Below are 21730 nucleotides of genomic sequence, written 5' to 3'. Positions count from 1 at the left end.
CCCATGACAGAAAACGACAACACAGACACGATGGCTGACGTCAGCCACACCAATCCCTACACCGGGGAAACGGCCGGCCGGCTGTTCAATCGCGGACCGATCGTCGCCGCCGACGGGGGCGAACCGGAGGCGACCGCGGCCGACGAGACCGAGAGCACCGATACCGAAGGGACGATGCGCGACGTCGATCACACGCCGCCGAAGGAAGCCGACGACGCGAACCGCGTCTTCGAGCGGGGAACCGAACACGGACGACGCTCCGATAGCGACACGGTAGTAGAGGAATGAGCACGGGCACACTGTACGACAAGGTCTGGGATCGACACAAAGTCACCACGCTGCCGACCGGACAGGACCAGCTGTTCGTCGGCCTCCACCTCATCCACGAGGTGACCAGCCCGCAGGCCTTCGGCATGCTCCGCGAGCGCGACCTCGAGGTCGCCTTCCCGAAGCTGACCCACGCGACGGTCGACCACATCGTCCCGACGGCCGATCAGTCCCGTCCCTACAAAGAGGACGCGGCCGAGGAGATGATGGCCGAACTCGAGGAGAACGTCCGCGAGGCGGGCATCGACTTCTCGGACCCGACGACGGGCGATCAGGGGATCGTCCACGTCATCGGACCGGAGCAGGGGATCACCCAGCCCGGCAAGACGATCGTCTGCGGGGACTCCCACACCTCGACCCACGGTGCCTTCGGCGCGCTCGCCTTCGGCATCGGGACCTCCCAGATCCGCGACGTGCTCGCGACGGGCACCGTCGCCATGGAGAAACAGAAGGTCCGCAAGATCCAGGTCGACGGCGAACTCGGCGACGGCGTCGAAGCGAAGGACGTCATCCTCGAGATCATCCGCCGGCTCGGAACGGAAGGCGGCGTCGGCTACGTCTACGAGTACGCCGGCGAGGCCATCGAGGACCTCGGCATGGAAGGGCGGATGTCGATCTGTAACATGTCCATCGAGGGCGGCGCTCGCGCGGGCTACGTCAACCCCGACGAGACTACCTACGAGTGGATGAAGGAGACGGACTACTTCCAGGAGAACCCGGAGAAGTTCGACGAACTCAAGCCGTACTGGGAGTCCATTCGCTCCGACGCGGACGCCGAATACGACGACGTCGTCCACATCGACGCGAACGAGCTCGAGCCGGTCGTCACCTGGGGGACCACGCCCGGGCAGGGGATCGGCATCTCCGATCCGATCCCGGAGCCGGAGTCCCTTCCGAAAGAGAAGCAGGACACCGCTCGACGCGCACAGGAACACATGCGCGTCGAGCCCGGCGAGACGATGGAGGGCTACGATATCGACGTGGCCTTCCTCGGCTCCTGTACGAACGCCCGCCTGCCGGATCTGCGACGCGCCGCCCGGATCGTCGAGGGACGGGAAGTCGACGACGACGTCCGCGCGATGGTCGTCCCCGGTAGCCAGCGCGTCCAGAAAGCCGCCGAGGAGGAAGGCCTCAAGGACACCTTCGAGGAGGCCGGCTTCGAGTGGCGCAACGCCGGCTGTTCGATGTGTCTCGGCATGAACGAGGACCAGCTCGAGGGCGACGAGGCCTGTGCCTCCTCTTCGAACCGGAACTTCGTCGGCCGGCAGGGATCGAAGGATGGGCGGACCGTGCTGATGAGCCCCCGAATGGTCGCGGCCGCAGCGATTACCGGCGAAGTCTCTGACGTGCGCGACCTGAAGGAGGTGAACCTCGCGTGACGGACGAAGTCGAGATTCCGGAAGTCAACTACGTCGCCGGCTCGGGCGTCCCGATCCGCGGCAACGACATCGACACCGACCAGATCATCCCGGCGCGGTTCATGAAGGTCGTCACCTTCGACGGACTGGGCGAGTTCGCGTTCTTCGATCTGCGGTTCGACGACGACGATAACCAGAAGGAGCACCCCTTCAACGAGGAACGCTATCAGGACTCCTCGGTACTGGTCGTCAACTCGAACTTCGGCTGTGGCTCCTCCCGCGAGCACGCGCCCCAGGCGCTGATGCGTTGGGGAATCGACGCGATCATCGGCGAGAGCTTCGCCGAGATCTTCGCGGGCAACTGTCTGGCGCTCGGCATCCCGACCGTCACGGCCGACAGCGAGACGATCGAGGCCCTGCAAGACTGGGTCGACGAGAACCCCGACGGCGAGATCGACATCGACGTCGAGGCCGAAGAAGTGACCTACGGCGACACGACGATCGACGTCACCGTCGACGACGCCCAGCGCAAGGCCCTCGTCGACGGCGTCTGGGACACGACGGCGCTGATGAAGTCCAACGCCGGCGCGGTCCGCGACAAGGCTCGAGAACTGCCCTACGTCGACGACGCGGCGATTCCCGACGCCGAATAGCCTGATTCTTCGACCCGCTCGAGTGCGGTTTTTGATCGATACGCATTCTAGTCGACTCGAGTGGACTAGGATCGTCTTTTCTCGGGGTGGCTCGAGCGAAGTAGCCACCGTGACGTCGACAGCGACGATCTGAACACGGTCGAATCGTGTTCGTGATGAGATACGAGACCTCGAGTTTCGTAATCTGGGACTCCGTGTGGATGTATTCTTACGTTCTAGAGTGCTATGGAGAGGAAATCTGTGAATTTCCTCGGTGATCTCATCTGCGAAGTGAGCACCGGAATTTCTATCACCTTCAGATGATGTCTGGGGAGTTGTGCTGAATACAGGGCGCGAATGTGGCACGAGCTGAGAAGCAATCAATATGGAAGAGTGAATGGTCAATGCATAGCGTGTTCTGCTCACTAATTGGCCAACCAGCGGTACGTCGGTCCCCCGTTCAGACCGGACAGTCTTCTACCAAGTGAACACACGCGTTTGTCTCTCGTATGCGCTCTATACCTTCTATCATTCCCTACATACTGTTTGGAGAATAACAATCCAGCCGCCATTTTTTCGACTTGCTGGTGCTGGCCGAAGTCTACTGTCTGTAGGTGCCAGTGATATTACTTGATGTCAAATAAGCCAGACATGACCCCTCCATACGGGGGAATGACCGGACACGAAGAGGGAAGCAGGAGCGAGGAGGAAATGGCGACCAGCGATGAGGAGAAAAAGACTACTGAGAAGGGGAAATCTAGTCCCCGTCTAATCGAAGTAGTCACACTTATCGGCCTTGGTTACGTGCTCCGAGATTGGTTTGATTCGGTAAGCGAAAAGCTCAATTCTGACGGGGATGGCTCCTCAAAGCAGGGTTACGGAGTCGCTAACACGATCAAAAGTCGTACGTGGGGGATGACCCACGGTGCGGCTGATCAAGTCCAAAAGGGCGGTCAAAAAGTAGCAGAAAAGACGGAGGGGACGACGGAGAATGTGGCCAACCGAATTAGAGAGTCCAGCGAGGGGCTCGGCGATCAGATCGAAGAGGGAAGTAAACAGATCGGTGAGATGGTTGAAGAAGCGGGTGAGGAGACCGGCGAGATGGTCGAAGAAAGAGGTGAAGAGGCGGGTGAGATGGTCGAAGAGGTGGGTGAGGAGACCGGCGAGATGGTCGAAGAAAGAGGTGAAGAGGCAGGAGAGATGCTTGAAGAGCGTGGTGAGGAGACAGCTGAGATGGTCGAAAAAGGCGGCGATGAAGTAGACGGGACACGCCGAGAAGGCGATGAGGAGACTGGCGAAATGCGCGAAGAAGGGGAAGACGATGGTGGGGACACGAGAGAAAAGATGGGGGACGGCGGGAAAGAAATAGTCGAAATGACTGATGAGGAAAGAATAGTAGAACTCATCCGTCAGACTCTATCAAAATAGGAAACTCCCGAGATGTCGATATCGAATGTTCGCAGTAAGTAGGTGAGCAGTTGTCCTCGTCGTTGACGCGAAACAATCGAAGCCTCTGTGTTGAACGCATCTTCTACGTTCAGCACGGTGTTCCTGTTAGACTGTAGTTAGTTCACTGGCTGGTCGTTATCTGAGTCCCCTGTTCACCGGACAGTCTTCTACCAAATGAACGCGCGTTTATCTCTCGTATGCACTCCATATCTTCTATTATCACCACATACTATTTAAAGAATAATAACAATTCAGCCGGAATTTTTCAACTTGCTGGTGCTGGCCGAAGCTTACTCTCTGTAGGGAGCAATTATATTAATTGATGTCAAGTAAGCCAGACACGACCCCTCTACACGGGCGAACGACCAGACACGAAGAGCAAAGGAGGATCGAGGAGGAAGTGGCGACCAGCGATGAAGAGAGAATGACTACTGAGAAGGCGAGATCTCGTTCCCGTCTAATTCAGGTACCACTCTCATCGGCCTTGGTTACGTACTCCGAGATTGGTTTGATTCAGTAAGCGAAAAGGTCCGTTCTGAGAGAGATACCTCCTCAAAGCAGAGTCATGGAGTCACTGACACGATCAAAAGTCGTACGTGGGGAATGACCCACGGTGCGGCTGATCAAGCCCAGAAGGGTGGTCAAAAAGTAGCAGAAAAGACGGAGGGGACGACGGAGAACGTCGCCAATCAAATTAGAAAGTCCAGCGAGGGAGTCAGCGATCAGATCGAAGGGGGAAGTAAACAGATCGGTGAGATGGTCGAAGAAAGTGGTGAAGAGGCAGCTGAGATGCTCAAAGGGGCGGGTGAAATTCTCGAAGAGGCGGGCAAGAAGCTCGAAGAAGGTAGTGAGGAAGCCGGCGAGATGGTCGAAGAAAGTGGTGAGGAGACAGCTGAAGCTGTCGAAGAAGGTGGCGATGAAGTAGGCGGGACGCTACGAGACGACGATGAGGAGACTGGTGAAATGATCGAAGAAGAAGAAGAGGATGGTGGGGACGCGAGAGAAAAGATGGGGAAAAGGGGAAGAAACAGTCGAAATAACTGATGAGGAAACAATAGTAGAAAGTGTCCATCAGACTATATTACAACAGGAAACTCCCGAGATGTCGATATTGAATGTGCGCAGTAAGCAGGTTTACTGATCGGCTGGTTCATTGGCTTCAGCGCGAAACAAACGAAGCCGTATTGCTGAACTCATTCTCTGTAGTCAGCATGTGACTTCTAACAGAATCTGGGTAGGTTTCTGCGAGCGTGCTGCATACACAGCGCGAATGCAGCACGGCTAATAGAGATGGAATCGTGGTTCATCAGGAATCCGTAAACTGTCTGATGACGTTAGTTACGATCTATCGTGTTTAATAGCAGACAGCGGGTTTAAACCTACAGAATGCGTATTGTTACCAGTGAACACGTTAGATACTGTTTTCGATCTCCTCAGTGATGAACGACGGAGATACGTCCTCTACTATCTACACGAACAAAGCGGCCCAGTGTCGGTAGATAAACTTGCTGAAACTATTCGAACTTGGGAAGACGATCCACCAACACAGAATGTTCTGGAGGGAGTTGATGCCCTGAAGGTCGAGCTCCAGCACCGCCACCTACCAAAAACGGCTGAAGTTGAATTCGTTCAGTACCAGCCCGAACAGGGAGTTATTCAAGTAGAAGGCACCTCCCCAGAGATTGACGCACTCGTTACGATCGCCAGAGTCATCGAGCAACCAGAAGATAGCTAATTACTCCGATTTTGCTTGCCAAGATACGGTTTCGTAGTGACTTCCCCGAGATGCGTTGATTACCTCACTCGACCAGCAATGATGGTGGTACGTATTGGACATAGCTGTTGGGTCGGTACCAAAAGGCAGAACTCATCGGACATCCCATGCTAAATCCATCCTCTATATTCAGCAAGTCAATGTTGACAATTCACGGAGATATTGAGGTATGTTCCCATAACTGCTCGCCCTGTACGTATCGCTCAAGCATCGTCTCGTTCGTTCCCTCCTATACAGACTCGAGAAAATGGAATATCGATAGTTCAGGGATGGATATCCTCTGTAGGCACATTGCGCATTCCGCTCGTAGAAACTCACATCCCCGGAACGACGATTCTGGCCCAACAAGTCAATATCCTAACGTTCTTTAGGGTTGGTTCCGTAACGCACAGATGCGCACGAAAGTGCGCCGAGCCGGAGTGATCAGCATCACCCAAACACTCCGGCTCAACTACCGCCCCCGCGTAGCGGGAGCAATCCACCATTGACATCGGCGAAATAAAGATGTGCCGACGTCCCGCCAACTAATCGCAGCTGCGACTGGCGCGCTCGTTGGATTGTGTTTCGCTGTGTCGGGGCCTGCAACCGAACAACACATGGTCTCGAGAATTACCATCCACTGCGACTGTGGTACCGACATCCGTATCGCGACAACGGACGACCCGGCTACGTGTCCGGACTGTGGAACGGCGTTCGCGACGACGGTCTTCGAACTCCCTATCGATCACCATGCATCCAGCACTCGCCACGGCACTGAGACGTATCGCGGCCCGTGAGGGCTGCGATCGATCGGCCTTGCCGCCGCTGTACGACGCCGTCGATCCCGAGGCGCTGACCGCCGTCCTCGAGTCGAACGGGAACGTCTCTGTTCGCTTCGCGTACGGCGACTACCGCATCGAACTCGGCCCCGATCCCGACGAGGTGACGGTGATCAACGGGGCTCAGTAACGGGTCTGTCTGAATCGCCGGACGACTACCCGTTTCCCTCGAGTCGGGTTTACACAGTGTCAGAGCCCCATCCGAGGCAGTGATTTTTCGGGCACAGTGACCGTCGTCCGTGTCCGCGATAGTGGCGTCTCGGCTGGGGTCGTCCGCTCCCATGCAGTACCGGCGGGCCGCCTCGAAATCGCGAGATACTTCGGAAACACACCCCAAGTACGGGTATGTCTCGATACCTCGATGCGGGGCTCTTCCTGCTGCTCGCCGTCCTGTGGGGGTTCTCGTTCCCCGCGATTTCGGTCGGTCTCGAGCACCTCCCCCCGCTGCTCTTCGCGGCCGCCCGGTACGACATCGCGGCGGTCCTGTTGCTGACCGCGGCGGCCCTCACGGTCGACGACTGGCGGCCGACCGCGCGAAACGATCTGGCGGCTATCGCGGGCGGCGGCGTATTCCTCATCGCCGGCAACGGCCTCCTCTTTCTCGGCCAGCAGACGGTCCCGAGCGGCGTCGCTGCCATCTTGCAGGGGCTGGTCCCGATCGTCACCGCGCTGTGGGCGATCCCGCTGCTGGGCGAGCGGCTCTCTCCGCTGGGGGCCGTCGGCGCGGCGATCGGCTTTCTGGGCGTCGGCCTCGTGATCCAGCCCGATCCCGGGAACCTCCTCGCCGGCGGGACCGGCGCTCGATTGCTCATCGTCGGACAGGTTTGCAGCGTCGCCCTCGGCGGCGTTCTGATCCAGCGGGCCGGCCCGACCATCGACCGGCTGCCGCTGGTCGGCTGGTCGATGCTCGTCGGCGGGCTCGTCTTGCACACCGTCAGCCTCGGAACCAACGAGTTGCCGACCGCCGATATGATCGGTCCCGTCTCGATCGGCGCCCTGCTCTACCTCGGAGTCTTCGCGACCGCCATCGCGTTCCTGATCTACTTCCGGGTGCTCGAGGAACACGGCGCGTTCGAGGCGGCGCTGATCGGCTACCTGGTGCCGATCGTGGCGACGGTCGCGAGTGTCTTCCTGCTCGACGAGACGATCGGGCTGCTCACCGTCGCCGGCTTCGGGCTGGTCGCCGTCGGCTTCGCCTTGCTCAAGCGGCGCGCGATCGCCGATGCGGTTGGGTTCTCCACGGGCGTCGGAAGTCCCTGATCCCCGGCCGGCGCGGCGTACCCCGACTCGAGACCGATAGCTGACGGTCGAGTCACCCCACCAGCGACAGACCTCTCAGCGCCGGTATCGATACCCTCTTTTCACCCCCACGTCGATGTACGGGCATGACTCACGAAATCGCCGTTATTCCGGGCGACGGGATCGGGCAGGAAGTGACACCCGCTGCGGTCGACGTTCTCGAGGCCCTCGACATCGACTTCGAGTTCGTCGAGGCGGACGCCGGCGATGCGGTCAAAGCGGAGACCGGCGAGGCGCTGCCCCAGGATACCTACGACCTGGCAGCATCGGCGGACGCGACGCTGTTCGGTGCGGCCGGCGAGACGGCCGCGGACGTCATCCTGCCGCTGCGGACGGCGGTCGATTCGTTCGTCAACGTTCGTCCGGCGAAGGCGTATCCGGGCGTCGACGCCGTCCGACCCGAGACGGATCTGATCTTCCTCCGGGAGAACACGGAAGGCGTCTACGCGGGCCACGAGGACCGACTGACGCAGGACGTCTCGACGCTGACCCGCGTCGTCACGGAGTCGGCCTCCGAACGGCTCGCCGACTTCGCCTGCGACTACGTCGCCGGCGACGAACACGACGGTTTCTCGATCGTTCACAAAGCCAACGTGATGCGCGAGACGGACGGCCTCTTCCGTGATACGGTCAAGCGGGTCGCCGACGACAACGGCGTCGAGACCGACGAAGTGCTGATGGACGCCTTCGCGACGCGGGTCTGTCTCGACCCCGAGCAGTTCGACGTGATCGTCTGCCCCAATCTCGCTGGCGACGTGCTCTCGGACCTCGCGGCCGGCCTCGTCGGCGGGCTGGGCCTGCTCCCGTCCGCGAATATCGGTCCCGACCGCGCTCTGTTCGAACCCGTTCACGGCACCGCGCCCGACATCGCCGGCCAGGGGGTCGCGAACCCCGCCGCGACGATCATCTCCGCCGCGATGCTACTCGAGTACCTGGGCTACGACGAGGCGAGCGAGGACGTTCACGAGGCCGTCGAGGCGACGCTCGAGGACGGCCCGCGCACGCCGGATCTGGGCGGGGACGCGTCCACCGAAGACGTGACGAACGCGATCATCGATCGGCTGTAGGCGATACCGCGCTCGAGTCTGTACCCCGACGGTTCGGGAATTGAGACAGCTGTTGTCCCGTAAACGTGCTGAACTGACCATGGACCGCAACGACAGAGCCGTAACGGCGTTCGCCATGCTCGGCCACGCGATGTTCCACACCTACGAGCTGGTGATCCCAATTTTCGTCGTCAGCTGGCTCGAGGCGTTCTCGACGACGACCGCGTTTCTCGGAGCCGTGGTGGGCGCGAGCTACGCACTGATCGGCGTCGGCGCGCTCCCGAGCGGGCTACTCGCCGACCGGTACAGTTCCAAGCGACTCATTCTCGTCTGTCTGCTCGGTATGGGCGCAGCCTTCGCGGTCGTCGCAGGTGCCCCGAACGTCGCCGTCCTGACGATCGGATTGGTGCTGTGGGGGGCGGCGGCGAGCCTCTATCATCCCGCTGGGCTGGCCCTGCTCAGCCGCGGAACGAAAGAACGGGGCACCGCGTTCGCGTACCACGGCGCTGCGGGCAACGTCGGGGTCGCGACCGGTCCGCTGCTCGCGGCGGTGCTGTTGGCGTTCGTCGGTTGGCGAGCCGTCGCCGCCGCGCTCCTGGTGCCGGTTCTCCTCGCGGTGGTCGTCGGGGCGCGACTCGAGTTCGACGAGACCGCGGGGAGTTCGGCTCGCGGTGCGGACGTCGCCGCCACCGATCGGGAGGGACCGCGCAGTCTCGCGACGTTTCTCACCAGTTCGCGGCGGCTGTTCACCGTCGGTTTCGGTCTCGTCTTCGCGATCGGCATCCTCTACGGCGTCTACTACCGGGCGACGTTCACCTTCCTGCCGGACATCCTGGCCGACCTGCCGCTGTTCGATCCCGTCCCGCTCGCCGGCCGCTCGTTCGAGCCCAGCCAGTACGTCTACTCGGGACTCCTGCTCGTCGGCGGGATCGGCCAGTACGTGGGTGGCAAGCTCGTCGATCGCGCACGACTCGAGACCGTGCTGGTGGGCGGCTACGCCGCACTGGTCGTCGTCGCGCTCGCGTTCGTTCCGTCGACGAACGCGGGCCTCGCCCCGCTGTTGGTCGTCGCGGGAATCCTCGGATTCCTCGTTTTCATGATCGCGCCGATCAATCAGGAGGCGATTTCGACCTACGCGCCGGCCGACGCCAGGGGACTCTCCTTCGGCTACACGTACACGGCGATCTTCGGCGTCGGTGCGATCGGATCGTCGCTGGCCGGTCTCATCCTGACGCGATCGACCCCCGCGGCGCTGTTCGCCGTCGTCGCTGCCTGTGCCGCGGTCGCCGCTCTCGTCGGCGGGGCGCTCCGTCGCCATTCCGGACGTCGGCCCCGGGACGGCGTCACGGCGGACGACTGACGGGTGACCGTCGTCGTTTCGTCCGAGCTGCTCGGAGATCAGGTACCGGCCCGAGAGTTATCACGGGAGCCGTCGTACCGGCGGCCATGACCCGAGACGACACCCTCGCCGGGGTCGACTCGCGAACCGTCGACACCGACCGCCTCGAGACCCACTACCTCGAGTCGGGCGGAAGCGGTCGGGCCGACGAGGACGGTCGGACGATCGTTTTCCTCCACGGCAACGTCTCTTCCTCGCGGTTCTTCGAGGACGTGCTGGCCGAGTTGCCGGCTCGTCACCGCGCGATCGCGCCCGACCTCCGGGGGTACGGGGATTCGGAGACGAAATCGGTCGACGCCACGAACGGGCTCGGCGATTTCGAGGCCGATATTCACAAACTGGTGACGGAGCTCGACCTCGAGACGCCGCTCGTTCTCGTGGGCTGGTCGAACGGCGGCGGGGTCGCGATGCGGTACGCGATCGATCACCCAGGAGACGTGGCCGATCTGGTGCTCGTCAACCCGCTCTCGCCGTACGGCTTCGGCGGAACGAAAGACACGGAGGGAACGGCCTGTTTCGACGACTACGCTGGCTCCGGCGGCGGGATCGGCAACGACGCGTTCGTCGCGGGCCTCGCGGATCACGACCGGAGCGAGGAGGGCGAGACGTCGCCGCGGAAGGTGCTCCGAACCTACTACGTCGATCCGACCCACGAGTTCGACGACGACCGCGAGGAGTCGTATCTGACGGGGATGATCGATACGGCGACCGGCGAGGGGAACTACCCGGGTTCCTCGAAACCCAGCGACAACTGGCCCGGCGTCGCCCCGGGCGAACGCGGAGTGAACAACGCGATCTCGCCGAAATACTGCGACCTCGCGACGATCACCGACATCGATCCCGACGACAAACCGCCCGTGTTGTGGATCCGCGGCGATTCGGACCAGATCGTCTCGAACGCCTCGCTGTTCGATCTCGGAACGCTCGGTCGCATGGGCGAACTCCCGGACTGGCCCGGCGAAGATGTCTTCCCGCCCCAGCCGATGGTCGACCAGACCCGCGCAGTCCTCGAGACCTACGCCGACCGCGGCGGCGAGTTCGTGGAAGTCGTCTTCGGGAACACGGGGCACACACCGCATCTCGAGGTGCCTGGCGATTTTCTGGATCGGCTCGAGTCCGTCCTGCGCGGCTGAAGACCCCGCGGTGATATCGCCGCGTTCCGAGGGTTCCGTTAGGAGTTCGCGTTTCGAATCGAAGCCGCGTCGTCCCGCTCCTCCTCCATCTCGTCGGTCGTACCTTCGCTGCGCATCGCCCGAAGCGTCGACAGCCCGCGTTTCCGGGTCACGCCCTTCGAGATCCTGACGCCGTCGAACGTGCCCTCCCAGTGCTCGTCGCTCGCTCCGAGGTGATCCATGTAGTATGCGAAGCCGCCGAGCCATGTCAGTACGATCGAGAGGACGAGAAAGGCGGCAACCGAGACTGACATCGATGGGCTGAGCACACCGATGCCGATCCCGGCGACGACGTAGACGAAGGCGGCGATCACCATGAGGACGGTAACCGTCGCGAACATGTCGTTGACGGCCGTCACCCGCGCGTTGTACTCGATCCACTCTCCGTAGCTCCGTAGCAGTCGCACCTCGAACCGGTCCCCGTCGGCCGCGGGGTCGGCTCGAGCCGTCGCGAGCGCGACGTCGACCGCATCGCCGTCGATACCCCCTCTGAGGTTCGAAGCCGTGTACGTCACCCCGGCGAGCCCCGTCGAAACCAACAGGAGGAGCGCGCTGATGACGGTAAAGAGATTGACGAAGGGGACGACGTCGAGTTCGGTCTGAACGACGATCGAACCGCCGGTGACGACGAGGCCGATCAACAGGAGGTTCGCCTTCAGGATCTCGATCGCCTTCTCGTCTATCTCCTGAATTCGAGCGACCTGATACTCGAACGTCGTCCGCAGCTCCTCGCGGGCCAGCTCGATGGTCTCCCGGTCGAGATCGGTTTCACCGCTCGCCGTCTCCGAACCGTCCGGGTCGGTCGACCCGTCAGTGACCTCCCGACCGCTCATAGGCCACTGTTTCCCACTCGGATCGTAAATATGCCGGCCCCTTGTTCCGATCGAAGTGTGCTCCTCCACGGTCAAACGTCGCAAGTGGAGGTCGGGAAGCGGTCCGTCGGCCGTTCAGCGAGGAATCGCCCTCGATCGACGGTATCGAGCTCGCAACAGATCTCGTTCGGTGTCAATCAATATCGAGCGCGTCACGATCCGCCCCAGCCAACTCGACGAGTGCGTCGGCCTCGAGCAGGTGACACTCGCCCGGAACGACGAGCAGGTGGAGCGGGTCGCCAAAGTCCCGGTCTGCCAGTTCCGACATCGTCCCAGCCTCAACGAGCGGGTCTGGACTGCCCGCGCGGGCGACGACGACGCCCACGAGATCGGGATACTCCTCGGCGAGCAACTCGGCACCGACGTCGGCGGTCATGTACTCCTCGCGGTCGGCTTTGATATCCAGGTAGACGACCGTGTGTAGCCCGTCGGCGCGGTTGTCGTCGATCGTCTCGGTCACGCTCGCGGGGAGGCCGTCGGCGCCGGTGGCGTAGGGGAACGGTAGTGTCGTCGCTTTTCCGAACCGGTAGTTCTGCAACCCGGTCAGCGCGCTGGTGGCCGTCTGGGCGGTGACGCCGTGGATCACGCGCGTCTCGATCCCGCGGTCGTGGGCCCGCAGCCGGAGGTCGACGTGCGTCGTCGAGATCATCGTATCACCCGCCGTCAGGAAGACCACGTCCTCCGTCTCGGCAGCCTCGAGCATATCCTCGGGATGTTGTTCGACGCCCGCACGGTCACGGACTTCGATCTCGGAACCGTGGAAGGACTCGAGGTCGTCGATCGTCGTCCCGATCAGCTTGCTGGTGTAGAACTCGGCGTAGACGCGGTCGGCCGCCCGGAGCGCCTCCTGGCCCTCGACGGTGATCGAGCGCTCGTCGTAGAGACCGAGGCCGATGAAGGTGAGCATAGGCGGTCGTACTGCCAGCACTCGGAATACCCTTTCGAGACGATTCACGCCCCCGGCGTTCGGACCCGTTTGCTAGTCGTCGACGATTGCGACCGCCTCGACCTCGACCAGGTGCTCGGGATCGATCAACCGCTGTACCTCGACCATGCTACACGCCGGGCGAACGTCCGCGAAGAACTCGCCGTGGGCCTCCCCGACCGCTTCCCAGTCCTCGATGTCGGTTACGTAGATACGCGTTCGGACGACGTCAGCGAGCGTCGCTCCCGCCTCCTCGAGCGCGTCCTCGATTATCTCGAGCGCTCGAACGGCCTGTGCGTACGGATCTCCGGGCGCGACGACAGACCCGTCCTCGTCGGTCGCCGTCGTTCCCGAGACGTGTACCTGCGAGCCAGCGCGGATAGCGCGGGAGTAGCCGACGTTCGGTTCCCACTCGGTCCCGCTCGAGACGGTCTGTCTGTCCATGTGGTGATCCCGAAGTGAACCGTAAAAATACCTCGTCAGACACCGTGGCTGCAGTCGTCCTCGGTCGAGAGCGGGCCCGATCAGAAGCCGATATGCGACGTCGACGAGGGACCGTCGTCGTCCTCATCGTTCCCGTCGTCGATCCCGCCCGCGTGGGCGAAAGTCGCGTCGTCGTCGGTCAGGTAGACGACGCCGTCCTCGACGCTGATCTCGACGGACGGCAGCGTCGTATCGGCTGCCTCGCCGTTGTCACAGTAGCCCGAGCAGGCGTCGAACATCGATCCGTGTTTCGGGCAGATGAGCTGGTCGTCCCGCATCGCGACCCCGCGTCCCGTATCGAACCGCTGCGCCTCGTGGGTACAGCGATTGATCCACGCTTCGACGCTATCCTCACAGGGAACGAGAACTACCTCGTCGGGTTCGCCGTACTCATCTCGAATCGTGAACAGCCACGACCGATCTTCGTGAACCGTTTCGACGGTTGTGAGACGGGTTCGCGTACTCATCTCGACGGGCGGTACGGGCGTCGGATTAAAAATGGTCCCGACGGCGACGCTCCTCGACGGTTCTCGCAGCTCACGGTGGCCGCGGATGCGGCGATCTCTTAGATGGTGAACGCGAGCGGGAGAGTCGGCTGGACCACCAGCACTAGCAGACCGGAAACGAGCGAGACGAGACCCGTCCCAACGGCGAGTTCCTCGCCCCAGGGCGGCAGGCGTTCTATCGTAACGACGCCTGTCAGTGCGACCATCCAGACGAGGTTCATCTCGCCGACGAAGATCATCACCAGGAAGAAGATCCCGAAAGAGGTCAGGACACAGCGGACCCCGTGATACAGTCCTTCCCTTACTCCGCGAAGAACCCCGTCCAGATGCGGCGGGACCGTAGCACAACACGTCCGCAAGAGCGACCGTTTGAACCCCGAAAGCTGGTAGAGCCCGGTGAGAACGAGGGCTCCACCGATGACGAGATTGGTGTATTCACGGGTCACACCGTAGATACCGCCCGGGAGAACCGCTTCGTACAGGAGCGGGATACAGGCCGAGGCCATCCAGACGGCGTAGTACCCGACGAGGAACGATGCCAGCGCCCGTGCCGCACCGACGGCCGATCCCCGATAGGCCGTGGCGTACTCCCGGGTGAACCGAGTCATCGCCGGTTGCATCATCGCCCACATCATCACGCCCCACATGACGGTGTAACCGACGATCGCCTCGAGCGTTCCGACGTGGAACGTGGCTCGTTCCATCGCCCCGGGTACTGCCATCGGGATGGCAGCGTCCATCAGCAGCCACTGCATTCCGGGCATCGGGACGGACCCGTCGTACAGTACCAGCCACCAGATTGCGTCGAGCCCGAGCATCGCTGTGACGACCGCAGTCGTTCGATCGACGGTATTCGGAGCGAGAGCAGCGGTTCGTTCGATCGCTGACCTGAGCGAAGTACTCATTCGATGCTCACTCGCTCGAGAGCGCGACGGAGTACCGACAGCGGTCGAGTGTTCGGTCGGTTCGGTGATGTCTCTCGACGGATAGCCGAGTCGGAGTCGACCCTCATTAGTCGCGGACGTCGTACCCGGCCTTCTCGATAGCGGCTCGCACTCGACGTTTCGCCGACGGATCTCCGTGAATCGTCACGCGACCGGTCGACGAATCGGCGTCGACCGTGCCGACGCCGGGAATAACAGTCACTGCACCGGAAATAACTATTTCACACCCCTCACACGTCATATCTGGAACCTCGAGCGTATATTCGTCCATTCTGCATTCGATCAACGCGTCGAAGGGGGATAAATTGATGAAATTCTGATATTTTCTGTAGTACGTAGTACGGAAGACTATACCGGGGATCGACTCTCGCTCGAGGGGGCCCCTTCGAGTACTGCCGCTCGTGTCGGCCCGTAATGGGGAGGAAGCGACTCTCCCTCCCTCTCGCGTGGCGAATAACCGGGGCCGTCGGTGTGGCGAACTGGCCAACCAGAGCGACGACTGACAGTGGAACCACCGCCTCGAAGTACTCGGCAGCCGTGCCCTGGGGTGCAGAAATCGATCCTGACTTGGTGGTGCCCCATTCGCATCACGACGACGGCACTCTTTGCTGTCGGTCGTTCGAATTGGCGGACCCGTTCCACGGAGACTCCACTCGATCTTCGATCAGTCGTGTTCGGAACGGCGCATTTGGTATAGCACTAATTAGTTTATAACTGGAATCGGCCACGAACACGATCGACGAAACGTCAGCGTTACGGCGATTCGCCGGCCAGTTCGGATATGGAAGTGCCGTGCGTCCGCGTCGCGCCGGAACAGGGCGAAGCGACGCGTTCCACGCTCGCCGACGCGGATCTGATCGACGACGGGTACGAGATTTCCGTCGAGGACAACTGGCTCTACATCCCAGTCACCGCTCCCGAGGCCGCCCGTGAGGCCTTCGATGGCAACGTCGACATCGTCTCTCGAACGGTTCCCGAACGCGAAAGACAGACGATGCCCGCAGATCTGCTCGCGTTCGACCCCACGTACGAGCGGCTCGGCAAGGCCGCCCTCATCGACGAGGACGACCCCGAGCGCGCGCGAGCGATCACGGATGCGATTCTCGAGTCGGATCTTCCCGTGGAGACGGTGCTGAACAAGGCCTCGAAGGTCAAAGGTGAGACGCGAGTCCGCGACTGGGAGCTGCTCGCGGGAGAGGACACGGAGGTCGTCCACCGCGAGTACGGTTGCGAGTTCCTGCTGGACCTCGCGGAAGTCTACTTCTCGCCGCGGCTCGCGACCGAGCGCCATCGGGTGGCCCAACAGGTCGGAAGCGAGGCGCAGTGCGCCTCGGAAACGGCGAACGGGCAGGGCCCGAGAGCCGGTGGCGAGCACGCCTTCGACATGTTCGCCGGCGTCGGACCCTTCGTGATTCCCTTTGCGAAACGCGGTGCGGAGTGTGTCGGGGTGGACATCAATCCCGACGCGATCGAGTATCTCCGCGAGAACGCGCGCCGAAACGGGGTCGAAGACCGGGTAACCGCGATCAACGACGACGTCCGCGACGTCGCGATCGACTACGAGGACTGGGCCGACCGGATCGTGATGAACCTCCCCCACAGCGCCGACGAGTTCCTCGAGTCGGCCGTCACCCTGGCCGGCGACGACTGCACCCTCCACTACTACGATATTCAGCACGAAGACGACCCCTTCGGCCCTGGTGAACGGGCAATCCGGGCGGTCGCGGAGTCCGAGTACGACGTCACGGTGAACACCCGGCACACGGTCCGCTCGTACGCGCCCCACGAGCTGAACGTCTGTCTGGACGTGCGACTCGAGAGGTAATTGCGCGGTCGTCGCGCAACGTCTTCACACGACCGGATCGATTCGCAACCCTTATGGACGATATCGGCCCTAGGAATGAATGCGCGCGCCGGTGTTGAGACGACGGACGTCGTCGATGCACGGGACGCGAGTGAAACGAGCGTGCCGGTGTAGCTCAGACTGGCAGAGCGAATCCTTCGTAAGGATTAGGTCGAGGGTTCAAATCCCTCCACCGGCTTGCTTTTGCGACGAACATCACGTGAGGAGCGAAGCAAGCCGGAGAGGATTTGAATCAGGGAGCAGCTTTGCTGCGACCGTGGTTCAAATCCCTCCACCGGCTCTTTCTGTGCCGTCGTCACGAACGGAGTGAGCAACGGCTCGAAGCGGCTTACCGCTTCGGTGAACGGACGTGAGGTGTGAACGAGCGACTGGCGTATTTGGATTGGGAAGCTGCTTCGCTGCGACCGTGATTCAAATCCTTTCACTGTCTCTTCTGCGGTTTCGTCACGAGCGAAGCCAACTGCGACTGAAGACTTCCCTTCGGTGAACGGCTATGTAGTGAAAGAACAGTGGGATCAGTAACGACGGGATGGCCCAGTGTTGGACAGAAACACAGGGGTGAATTTGTTAATCGTATATACAATCCACTCAGAGGCGGGGTCGACGTCCTAATTATAGAATACGGGTTCGTGAAATTCATATTAGAATGCTTACTATATTGGATATTATTGTATAGTTTGAGTACAGAAATTATGAGGGACACGTGCCGCTGTACTGCGATTATCGGAACTCGGACGAATGTGGTCCTATTGAATGAGATAAAATTCTTTACCTCAGACTATAGTACTGGAGGGTGAAACCGGTCGAGCGTCCTCATAGAATCGACCTCGCCTCTTCCCCCTTGAAAAATTGCCAATAAATTGACTCCGAACACGATATCCATTTCGCGGAAGGGATGTCTCCGTCTCATGGCCCTGTGGATGAAGCATCAAAACCGCAATCACCGATGCTCTCTGAGATGGTGAATTCGTCAAGAAATAGTGAGAGTCGAATTCCGCTTCACCATCTCTGTACTGGCAAGTAGAATGTCGGGTCGGGGGATTGTTCGGGAACGAACCGGAGGCGAGGATCGGCTGATTACCGCCTCGACCCCCCGGTTCGACGGCCACTCATCGGGTGGCAACTTCCCCTGGGACGTACCGAGCGAGGGGATTGCTACGGCGATGGTTCGAATCATATTGTTTTACAGAGATCGCAGGGAGAAAGCCCACAGCTTCAGCCGTGGATGCATTTCGTAAGCGTGCGTGATATCTGTCCGTAACGTGAGATACCGAGTCTCGGGCAACTCTCCAAAGCCGCGGTCCGAGTCGGGGGCCGCTGGTTCGGCTTGAATCCCGGACATCCGACCGGGGACACCGTGGGATGCCAATCTGTGACGAGCGCTGGTCTGTCACCATCAGAAACCCACGACTGTACTCGTGGCAGGAATCAGCACTCGTCTTCGATCCGCGATGGGACGTTGGGTAGCCGATACTTCGCCCGTGATACCGTTTTCTACCGGTTCGTAATCGCCACGCCGAGGTTCCGACAGCTGACCCTGCTTCAGTACACCCACGAACCGCTCGAGTCCGATCCGCCTTCACTCCGCGTGTCCCAAACCCATCTAATAAATCAATAACCGCGATATAGAATTGGGCGACTTACCGCTCGAGTCGATCCGGACCTGACTCTCTCGAGCAGCCGAAAGCGCCTATTTCGGATCGGACGGGAGTGAGTGATCCCGGGAACGAACGGCTCGTAGATCGCAGCCTGCCGAGCGACACCTGACAGGTTCTTCTCTGGAGGGGGTGTGGACCCACGGATATCCCTCGGAGCGGACCTGCAGTATGACAGGTGCTCGGACGGACCTCGTTTCTCAAGACGGTTTCGACGCAGTTCTACGCGGGTAATTCTAGGGATGCCAACTGTTTTGACCCGTCGGACGTATCCGACTGCCATGACGGACAGGGAGCTGGTGGTAACCGTCGAGGACGTGTCGGCGTCGTACGACCACGCTGGACGACTCGAGGCCGTCGAGCTTCGACTCTCCTACGAGACGACGCACGAGACCAGCGTCGGGAAGAAACAGGTCACCTACGGTGCGCCGTGGTTCCGGTTCGACGTCGACGGGGACGGCGTCGCCCGGCTCGAGCGGATGGAGAGCCGCAGTCACGATCGGTCACACGCGGAGTTCGACGGGGCACGCATGACGGATTTCCGGGCGATTCCGGCCGCAGTCGAGATCGTCGGGGAGATCGGGGACGTCGAGCGCGTCGAGTCAGTCGCGACGTCGGTCGAAGAACGTATCGGGGAGATCGAGACGGTCGAGTTCGAAACCGAGTAAGGCGCTCGAACGCGGTTGGCGGCTAGTAGAAGGCGGAGAGCGCTAGTCCGATGGCGAGGACGAGCGCGGGGTAATCCATACGAGAGAACCGAAGCGGTGGAAGCGTGGGATTCCACGCGAAGCACCGCGCCTGGAGTGCGAGCGAGAGCCGATCGGCGCGGTCGAACGCGCGCGTCATGCCGAGCGTTCCGATCGTGCTGGCGCGATCGATCGCGCTGCGTTCGGTCCCCAGACGGGCGGCCATCGCCTCGCGGATCGTCCGGAGATCGCTCTGCAGCACGGGAAGGAATCGAAAGACGAGCGCGATACCCGTGCCGAGTATCTGTCCCGGTTTTCCGGGAATCGTCCGCTGGATCGCCGCTCGAGACGCACGCACCGGGGTCGATCTGACGTAGGCCGCGCTGACGAGCAGGATGAGCAGGACGCGGTAGCTCGCCAGCCCCGACGTGACGGCGGCCGGTCGATCGAACCAGGGCGGGCCGAGGGTGAGACCCGACAGTATCGGTGCGAGAACGAGGATGACCAGCGCGAAGCGGTAGGCGACGAGCGTGCGACGGAGCGACACGCTCGCTGCCGCCAGCAGGAGTCCCGTCAGGACGGAGAGAACGATCAGCGCTCGCGGCGTCGGGTGTGCGAGGGCGGTCGCGGCGAACCCGATCTGGACCGCCAGCTTGCTCCGGGGGTCGAGTCGGTGTGCGAGCGTCTCGTCGGGCTCGAACGTCAGCACTCTTTCCCTCCCACGTGCCCTAGTAGCGGTAGTCGCGAAACCATCCAGATCACGGCTCCGGAACGCGGATCTCGAGCCCGTCGAGTTCGATCAATGCGTGCTCAGGCGGTCCGTCGACGGTGACGCGCCCGTCTCGCATGGCGATCACGCGATCTGCGAGATCGGTTACGTCACGTAGGTCGTGGGTCGCGAGGAGGATCCCGGTTCCGTCGGCCGAGAGGGACTCGAGTCGCTCGAGGACCGAGCGGCGCGCGGGTTCGTCGAGCCCGGTGAAGGGTTCGTCGAGGACGAGATGCGTGGGTTCCATCGCGAGCGCGCCCGCGATCGCTACGCGGGACTGCTCGCCCCCCGAGAGGGTGTCGATTCGGTCGTCCTCCCGACCGGCCATGTTCACCGCCTCGAGCGCCGCGTCGACGCGGCGCTCGATCTCCTCGCGCGCCAGCCCGAGGTTTTCGGGACCGAAGGCGACGTCCGCACCGACAGTTGCGGCGACGAACTGGTCGCGCGGGTGCTGGAACACCATCCCGACGCTCGAGCGGGCGGCGATCAGGTCGTCCGCGACGAGTGTGCCGTCGACGAGCACGTCGCCGGAATCGGGGGTCAACAGCCCGTTGCAGTGGCGCAACAGCGTCGTCTTCCCGCTACCGTTGGCCCCCGCGAGCAGGACGAACTCGCCGTCCTCGAGTGATAGCGAAACGTCCTCGAGGACGGCGACGTCGTCGAAGGCGTGGGAGACCGACTGGAACTCGATCATCGTCTCGGTGGCGTTAGGATCGAACCGGGGTGAGTCCGCTGGATCTGACGATGACGATTGCGGCGAGCATCTTGAGAATCTCCCCGGGAATGAACGGGAACGCACCGAGGTTGAGGGCTTCCCAGGCACCCAGCTCGAGCAGCCAGGCCATGTACGCCGTCCCCATGCCGTAGATGACGATCGTCCCTGCGATGAGTGCACCGACGATGACCGGGAGCCAAACCGCAGTGAGATCCCGGAGTTCCGTGCCGCGGTGGACGATGAAGCCGATCAGGGCCGCGGCGATCGGATACGACCAGAGATAGCCGCCCGAATTCCCGAGGAGAACCCCGAAACCTCCCCTCAAGCCGGCGAACACCGGGACGCCGACGGCCCCCGCGGCGAGGTAGAGCACGAGCGAAACGAACCCCCAGACCGGGCCGAGGACGAGTCCGGCGAGGAAGATGAACAGTACCTGTAACGTGATCGGTGCCGGCGAAAACGGTATGGGAATCGACACCGCTGCCGTCGCGCCGATCAGTGCCGCGAGCAGTGCGGCTCGAGCGAACTGCCGAACGACGGTATCGTCGACGGGATCGACGGAATTTTGCTCTGTTGCCATAGACCCTGTCGTTCGTAAACCGGAATGAAGACTTCGGTTTCCGAGATATACATCACTGCTATTGACATGTTTTCCGAAGTGGGATCGCTCGCGTCGACACTCTCGAGTTCGGGACGAAACAGTGTGATTCCTTCCAGCGTCGAGGACAGTCTCGACACCGGTCTGATTGTTGGTAATCGTACTTTCGGGGCTTCTTCAGGTCGTCTACGGTTGCACCTCGTCGAACGGGCGGAGTAAGGACGTATTGTCTCGGATCGGTAACTGAAACGACCGGCGATCTTATAGACCGATTCCGCCCCGTGTGGGAAAATGCGATTCCGTAGTGTGAAGGGTGGCAGTTCGAGGTACAACGAGGCGAAATCAGGGCTCCGGGGAGGAGACCGGCGGTGGGTATCCGGAGAGTGGGTGCGTGACGGACGAAGTGTTCGGAAACGGTCTGGTATGGCAACCGGAGCGA

Annotated in this window: 22 protein-coding genes and 1 tRNA gene; 14 read left to right on the top strand and 9 right to left on the bottom strand. The window is 61.6% G+C overall.

Annotation, left to right across the window (positions count from 1 at the left end; translation table 11 throughout):
• Window positions 1-3: 3 nt before the first annotated feature.
• The 11 genes from LDB05_RS08995 (at window position 4) to LDB05_RS08945 (ending at window position 11235) form a co-directional block, all read left to right on the top strand.
• Complete coding sequence (locus tag LDB05_RS08995; RefSeq protein ID WP_226007583.1) at window positions 4-288, top strand: DUF7989 family protein; 285 nt, start codon at window positions 4-6, stop codon at window positions 286-288.
• Window positions 285-1706, top strand: a complete 1422-nt coding sequence (gene leuC, locus LDB05_RS08990; protein WP_226007582.1) for a 3-isopropylmalate dehydratase large subunit — start codon at window positions 285-287, stop codon at window positions 1704-1706. Before LDB05_RS08995 ends, leuC begins: the two co-directional genes overlap by 4 nt.
• Window positions 1703-2338, top strand: a complete 636-nt coding sequence (gene leuD / locus LDB05_RS08985) for a 3-isopropylmalate dehydratase small subunit (protein WP_226007581.1) — start codon at window positions 1703-1705, stop codon at window positions 2336-2338. Before leuC ends, leuD begins: the two co-directional genes overlap by 4 nt.
• Window positions 2339-2950: 612 nt before the next feature.
• Entirely contained in the window at window positions 2951-3745 is a 795-nt protein-coding gene (locus LDB05_RS08980) for a hypothetical protein (RefSeq protein WP_226007580.1), read from the top strand.
• 624 nt (window positions 3746-4369) lie between these two features.
• The gene (locus LDB05_RS08975) at window positions 4370-4810 is read left to right on the top strand and encodes a retinitis pigmentosa GTPase regulator-like protein (protein WP_226007579.1); all 441 of its coding nucleotides are present in this window, start codon (window positions 4370-4372) and stop codon (window positions 4808-4810) included.
• Between the two features lie 358 nt (window positions 4811-5168).
• Window positions 5169-5501: a DUF7344 domain-containing protein gene (locus tag LDB05_RS08970; RefSeq protein WP_226007578.1), complete on the top strand. Its 333-nt coding sequence runs from the start codon at window positions 5169-5171 to the stop codon at window positions 5499-5501.
• 768 nt (window positions 5502-6269) lie between these two features.
• Window positions 6270-6488 carry a HalOD1 output domain-containing protein gene (locus LDB05_RS08965; RefSeq protein WP_226007577.1) on the top strand — a complete coding sequence of 73 codons (219 nt, stop codon included), beginning with the start codon at window positions 6270-6272 and terminating at the stop codon, window positions 6486-6488.
• A 215-nt stretch (window positions 6489-6703) separates the two neighbouring features.
• On the top strand, window positions 6704-7618 hold the full coding sequence (locus LDB05_RS08960; RefSeq protein ID WP_226007576.1) for a DMT family transporter: 915 nt from the start codon (window positions 6704-6706) through the stop codon (window positions 7616-7618).
• A gap of 125 nt (window positions 7619-7743) precedes the next feature.
• The gene (gene leuB, locus LDB05_RS08955) at window positions 7744-8724 is read left to right on the top strand and encodes a 3-isopropylmalate dehydrogenase (protein WP_226007575.1); all 981 of its coding nucleotides are present in this window, start codon (window positions 7744-7746) and stop codon (window positions 8722-8724) included.
• Between the two features lie 79 nt (window positions 8725-8803).
• Window positions 8804-10063: an MFS transporter gene (locus LDB05_RS08950; protein ID WP_226007574.1), complete on the top strand. Its 1260-nt coding sequence runs from the start codon at window positions 8804-8806 to the stop codon at window positions 10061-10063.
• 86 nt (window positions 10064-10149) lie between these two features.
• Window positions 10150-11235 (top strand): alpha/beta fold hydrolase, encoded by a 1086-nt coding sequence (locus tag LDB05_RS08945; protein ID WP_226007573.1) that lies wholly within the window; start codon window positions 10150-10152, stop codon window positions 11233-11235.
• A 38-nt stretch (window positions 11236-11273) separates the two neighbouring features.
• Here the strand turns inward: LDB05_RS08945 and LDB05_RS08940 are convergent, their stop codons facing one another.
• The 6 genes from LDB05_RS08940 to LDB05_RS08915 form a co-directional block, all read right to left on the bottom strand.
• Entirely contained in the window at window positions 11274-12107 is an 834-nt protein-coding gene (locus LDB05_RS08940) for a hypothetical protein (RefSeq protein WP_226007572.1), read from the bottom strand.
• Between the two features lie 172 nt (window positions 12108-12279).
• Window positions 12280-13053: a diphthine synthase gene (gene dph5, locus LDB05_RS08935; protein ID WP_226007571.1), complete on the bottom strand. Its 774-nt coding sequence runs from the start codon at window positions 13051-13053 to the stop codon at window positions 12280-12282.
• 72 nt (window positions 13054-13125) lie between these two features.
• Entirely contained in the window at window positions 13126-13515 is a 390-nt protein-coding gene (locus tag LDB05_RS08930; RefSeq protein WP_226007570.1) for a RidA family protein, read from the bottom strand.
• Window positions 13516-13595: 80 nt separating this feature from the next.
• Entirely contained in the window at window positions 13596-14021 is a 426-nt protein-coding gene (locus tag LDB05_RS08925; RefSeq protein ID WP_226007569.1) for a Rieske (2Fe-2S) protein, read from the bottom strand.
• A 98-nt stretch (window positions 14022-14119) separates the two neighbouring features.
• On the bottom strand, window positions 14120-14965 hold the full coding sequence (locus LDB05_RS08920) for a DUF2182 domain-containing protein (protein WP_226007568.1): 846 nt from the start codon (window positions 14963-14965) through the stop codon (window positions 14120-14122).
• 106 nt (window positions 14966-15071) lie between these two features.
• Window positions 15072-15275 carry a heavy-metal-associated domain-containing protein gene (locus tag LDB05_RS08915; protein WP_226007567.1) on the bottom strand — a complete coding sequence of 68 codons (204 nt, stop codon included), beginning with the start codon at window positions 15273-15275 and terminating at the stop codon, window positions 15072-15074.
• 510 nt (window positions 15276-15785) lie between these two features.
• Here LDB05_RS08915 and LDB05_RS08910 point away from each other — a divergent pair.
• The 3 genes from LDB05_RS08910 (at window position 15786) to LDB05_RS08900 (ending at window position 19191) form a co-directional block, all read left to right on the top strand.
• Entirely contained in the window at window positions 15786-16829 is a 1044-nt protein-coding gene (locus tag LDB05_RS08910; protein ID WP_226007566.1) for a class I SAM-dependent methyltransferase, read from the top strand.
• 143 nt (window positions 16830-16972) lie between these two features.
• Window positions 16973-17046, top strand: a tRNA-Thr gene (locus tag LDB05_RS08905).
• A gap of 1758 nt (window positions 17047-18804) precedes the next feature.
• Window positions 18805-19191 carry a hypothetical protein gene (locus LDB05_RS08900; protein ID WP_226007565.1) on the top strand — a complete coding sequence of 129 codons (387 nt, stop codon included), beginning with the start codon at window positions 18805-18807 and terminating at the stop codon, window positions 19189-19191.
• A 22-nt stretch (window positions 19192-19213) separates the two neighbouring features.
• Here LDB05_RS08900 and LDB05_RS08895 read toward each other — a convergent pair whose 3' ends face one another.
• From LDB05_RS08895 to LDB05_RS08885, 3 genes are read right to left on the bottom strand one after another with little or no spacing between them, the layout of a single operon-like run.
• Window positions 19214-19918 carry an energy-coupling factor transporter transmembrane component T family protein gene (locus LDB05_RS08895; protein WP_226007564.1) on the bottom strand — a complete coding sequence of 235 codons (705 nt, stop codon included), beginning with the start codon at window positions 19916-19918 and terminating at the stop codon, window positions 19214-19216.
• A 49-nt stretch (window positions 19919-19967) separates the two neighbouring features.
• Complete coding sequence (locus LDB05_RS08890; RefSeq protein WP_226007563.1) at window positions 19968-20672, bottom strand: energy-coupling factor ABC transporter ATP-binding protein; 705 nt, start codon at window positions 20670-20672, stop codon at window positions 19968-19970.
• Window positions 20673-20685: 13 nt separating this feature from the next.
• On the bottom strand, window positions 20686-21273 hold the full coding sequence (locus LDB05_RS08885) for a biotin transporter BioY (protein ID WP_226007562.1): 588 nt from the start codon (window positions 21271-21273) through the stop codon (window positions 20686-20688).
• Between the last annotated feature and the right edge of the window lie 457 nt (window positions 21274-21730).

It is taken from the genome of Natrinema salinisoli (assembly GCF_020405205.1).
Taxonomy (GTDB): Archaea; Halobacteriota; Halobacteria; order Halobacteriales; family Natrialbaceae; genus Natrinema; species Natrinema salinisoli.
This window is presented reverse-complemented; position numbering and strand designations above follow the sequence as displayed.

Bases quoted from the DNA above. Each gene is read 5' to 3' on its own strand.
- LDB05_RS08995 (WP_226007583.1), top strand. From the start codon at position 4: ATGACAGAAAACGACAACACAGACACGATGGCTGACGTCAGCCACACC.
- LDB05_RS08920 (WP_226007568.1), bottom strand. From the start codon at position 14,965: ATGAGTACTTCGCTCAGGTCAGCGATCGAACGAACCGCTGCTCTCGCT.
- LDB05_RS08950 (WP_226007574.1), top strand. From the start codon at position 8,804: ATGGACCGCAACGACAGAGCCGTAACGGCGTTCGCCATGCTCGGCCAC.
- LDB05_RS08975 (WP_226007579.1), top strand. From the start codon at position 4,370: ATGACCCACGGTGCGGCTGATCAAGCCCAGAAGGGTGGTCAAAAAGTA.
- LDB05_RS08900 (WP_226007565.1), top strand. From the start codon at position 18,805: ATGACGGACAGGGAGCTGGTGGTAACCGTCGAGGACGTGTCGGCGTCG.
- LDB05_RS08915 (WP_226007567.1), bottom strand. From the start codon at position 15,275: ATGGACGAATATACGCTCGAGGTTCCAGATATGACGTGTGAGGGGTGT.
- LDB05_RS08890 (WP_226007563.1), bottom strand. From the start codon at position 20,672: ATGATCGAGTTCCAGTCGGTCTCCCACGCCTTCGACGACGTCGCCGTC.
- dph5 (WP_226007571.1), bottom strand. From the start codon at position 13,053: ATGCTCACCTTCATCGGCCTCGGTCTCTACGACGAGCGCTCGATCACC.
- LDB05_RS08945 (WP_226007573.1), top strand. From the start codon at position 10,150: ATGACCCGAGACGACACCCTCGCCGGGGTCGACTCGCGAACCGTCGAC.
- LDB05_RS08930 (WP_226007570.1), bottom strand. From the start codon at position 13,515: ATGGACAGACAGACCGTCTCGAGCGGGACCGAGTGGGAACCGAACGTC.
- LDB05_RS08925 (WP_226007569.1), bottom strand. From the start codon at position 14,021: ATGAGTACGCGAACCCGTCTCACAACCGTCGAAACGGTTCACGAAGAT.
- LDB05_RS08940 (WP_226007572.1), bottom strand. From the start codon at position 12,107: ATGAGCGGTCGGGAGGTCACTGACGGGTCGACCGACCCGGACGGTTCG.
- LDB05_RS08885 (WP_226007562.1), bottom strand. From the start codon at position 21,273: ATGGCAACAGAGCAAAATTCCGTCGATCCCGTCGACGATACCGTCGTT.
- leuB (WP_226007575.1), top strand. From the start codon at position 7,744: ATGACTCACGAAATCGCCGTTATTCCGGGCGACGGGATCGGGCAGGAA.
- LDB05_RS08960 (WP_226007576.1), top strand. From the start codon at position 6,704: ATGTCTCGATACCTCGATGCGGGGCTCTTCCTGCTGCTCGCCGTCCTG.
- LDB05_RS08965 (WP_226007577.1), top strand. From the start codon at position 6,270: ATGCATCCAGCACTCGCCACGGCACTGAGACGTATCGCGGCCCGTGAG.
- LDB05_RS08910 (WP_226007566.1), top strand. From the start codon at position 15,786: ATGGAAGTGCCGTGCGTCCGCGTCGCGCCGGAACAGGGCGAAGCGACG.
- LDB05_RS08980 (WP_226007580.1), top strand. From the start codon at position 2,951: ATGTCAAATAAGCCAGACATGACCCCTCCATACGGGGGAATGACCGGA.
- leuC (WP_226007582.1), top strand. From the start codon at position 285: ATGAGCACGGGCACACTGTACGACAAGGTCTGGGATCGACACAAAGTC.